Origin of the sequence: Agriterribacter sp., assembly GCF_035444585.1 — a bacterium.
Taxonomy (GTDB): Bacteria; Bacteroidota; Bacteroidia; order Chitinophagales; family Chitinophagaceae; genus Agriterribacter.
Genome location: NZ_DAOMOZ010000348.1, coordinates 1 through 2,920, shown reverse-complemented (window position 1 = coordinate 2,920; position 2,920 = coordinate 1). Strand labels below are relative to the sequence as shown.

Here is a 2,920-nt window from a genome sequence, read left to right as displayed (position 1 = left end):
AACCCATAATAGGCGGGCCCAGCGTTAAGCCCTACCAGCCGCCGGGCTTGTGGGAACTGGCAACGTCGGGCAGGGGCCTACTTACAACTTATAAGCAGGATCATGGCGATAACCTGTACAGGAGAGGCTTATATACTTTTATCAAGCGCACCGTTCCACCACCTTCCATGATGATCTTTGACGCCAGCAACCGCGATCAGTGCGAAGTAAAAAGGTCCAGGACCAATACACCACTACAGGCCTTGATCATGATGAATGACCCCACGATACTGGAAGCATCGGTGGCGCTGGCGGATCATTTAATACAAAAGAAAGAAAAACCTGAAGCGGCCGTTACTGAAGCTTTCTTACGCATCATTAACCGGCATCCGGATAAAGAGGAACAGAATATTTTAATTCAGTATTTCAACGAACAGGAGACTTATTTTAAAACCAACCCGGAAACCATAACAAAGGTTACCGACGTGGGAGAATATAAAATGAGCAGTGCACCTACCCCTGAAGTAGCCGCTTTGGTGCGGCTGGTTCAGGTAATATATAATATGGATGAAGCAATTACAAAAACGTAGCGGTGATGGATAAAGAATTATTACAACACGGGTTAAATATTAACCGTCGCAAATTTTTATCGCGTATGAGCATCGGACTGGGCAGCGCAGCCCTGGGTTCGTTGCTTATTCCCGGCCTCTTTGAAGGATCCGGGGAAGAGGAAGCGGGATTTATACCCGGTATCCCTCATTTTGCCCCGAAGGCCAAAAGGGTCATTTACCTGTTCCAGAACGGCGCACCATCGCAACTGGAAACATTTGATTATAAGCCCACGCTCAACAAAATGATGGGACAGGATCTCCCTGAATCCATACGGCAGGGCCAGCGCCTGACGGGTATGACCTCGGGGCAGAAATCATTTCCGCTGGTGGGATCTTACTATAAATTTAACCAGTACGGGCAGTCAGGCGCGTGGGTAAGCGAAATATTCCCGCACATGGCTAAGATCGTGGATGACCTGTGCATTGTAAGATCAATGCATACTGAAGCCATCAACCACGATCCGGCTTTGACTTTTTTTCAGACGGGCGCCCAGCAGGGGAACCGCCCCAGCATGGGTTCATGGGTGAGCTATGGACTGGGAACGGAAAATAAAAACCTGCCTGCATTTTGTGTATTGCTATCCCGTGGTAAAGGAAACGGGCAGGGAGTGTATTCAAAATTATGGTCGAATGGTTTTTTGGATTCCATCCACCAGGGCGTTCAGTTCAGCAGTGGCGAAAACCCCATTCTGTATTTACAGGACCCCGACGGAATGGACAGGGAAGCCCGTCGCAAAATGTTAGACAAGGTTGCAGCGCTCAACGAAATACAGCTTAAAAACTTTGGTGATCCCGAAATTGCTACCAAGATCCAGCAATACGAGATGGCATACAGAATGCAAACCGCCGTACCCGAGATCATGGATGTGTCGAAAGAACCGGACGATATCGTGAAACTCTACGGATCGGAATGCCTGATGCCCGGCACTTATGCCGCCAATTGCCTGCTGGCACGCAAACTATCGGAAAATGGGGTTCGCTTTATACAATTGTATCACCAGGGGTGGGACCAGCATGGCAACCTGCCCAATGAAATGCGGGGACAGGCGAGAGATGTGGATCAGCCATCCGCGGCATTGATCACCGACCTTAAGCAAAGAGGATTGTTAGATGAAACCCTGGTAATATGGGGCGGAGAATTTGGAAGGACCAATTATTGCCAGGGCAAAATGAGCGTGGAAAATTACGGAAGGGACCATCATCCGCGTTGCTTTACCATCTGGATGGCAGGTGGTGGCATAAAACCCGGAATGGTATATGGCGAAACGGATGACTTTGGGTATAATATCGTAAAAAATCCTGTACATATAAACGATTTTCATGCTACTATTTTAAACCAACTGGGTTTTGATCACGAAAAGCTTACCTACCGTTTTCAGGGAAGAAGGTACAGGCTCACCGATGTTTCAGGCACAGTAATAAAAGATATCATTACGTAACCAATTTTTCATTACAATACGCTTTATGAACAGAAGGAAATTTATCAAAAAGGCGGGATTAGCAACAGGTGCTGTAGCCATTACCAACGATATGTTTGCGGGTAAAAACGATCCTGTATACGGTCACAATGATATGCGTTACCGCATGAATATAAAATGGGGCGCTTTAAACCCTGAAAAATATCCTGTAAAGGATTGTCATGAAATGATACAGGATAAAAAAGGACGCATTGTTCTGCTCACCAATGAAACCAAAAACAATATTCTTATTTACAATAAATCGGGCAGGCTCAAAGGAAGCTGGGGGCATGAATTCCCCGGCGCGCACGGACTTACCCGTCATCGTGCCGGCGGTGAAGAATATTTATTTATAACCGATACCAGCAGGCACCAGGTGTTTAAAACCACGATGGACGGTAAAATTTTACTTACGATAGATTATCCGAAGGAAACCGGCGTATATGAAAAGAAAGAGGCATTTGTTCCCACAGAAACAACGGTTTTAGACAACGGGGATTTTTATATTGCCGATGGCTACGGTTCTCAGTATATTATGCATTATGATGAAAAAGGAAAACTGAAGCATTTTTTCGGAGGCAAAGGAGATACAACAGCAAATCTTGATAATGCACATGGCATAACGGTTGACAGGAGACAGGGAACACCTTCTTTGCTGATCACCGACCGCACCCGCAATTGTTTCAAAAGATTTTCGATGGATGGAAAGCTGATAGAAGTAATTGAATTGCCGGGAGCCTGTGTTTGCCGCCCTGTTATACATGGCGATCACCTGTATGCCGCAGTTTTGCGGTCACCAGATTTAAATTCACCGGGAACAGGTTTTGTGACCATATTGGATAAAAACAATAAAGTGGTTTCCAATATCGGCGG

3 protein-coding genes are annotated in these 2,920 nt (G+C 46.1%); all 3 read left to right on the top strand.

The annotated features are described in order from the left end of the window. Window positions 1-569: DUF1553 domain-containing protein (locus PLH26_RS21295; protein WP_324588030.1), on the top strand; the 569-nt coding region annotated here is incomplete at its 5' end. A gap of 5 nt (window positions 570-574) precedes the next feature. After that, window positions 575-2,029: a DUF1501 domain-containing protein gene (locus tag PLH26_RS21290; protein WP_324588029.1), complete on the top strand. Its 1,455-nt coding sequence runs from the start codon at window positions 575-577 to the stop codon at window positions 2,027-2,029. A gap of 25 nt (window positions 2,030-2,054) precedes the next feature. Continuing rightward, window positions 2,055-2,920: twin-arginine translocation signal domain-containing protein (locus PLH26_RS21285; RefSeq protein ID WP_324588028.1), on the top strand; the 866-nt coding region annotated here is incomplete at its 3' end.

Bases quoted from the DNA above. Each gene is read 5' to 3' on its own strand.
- PLH26_RS21290 (WP_324588029.1), top strand. From the start codon at position 575: ATGGATAAAGAATTATTACAACACGGGTTAAATATTAACCGTCGCAAA.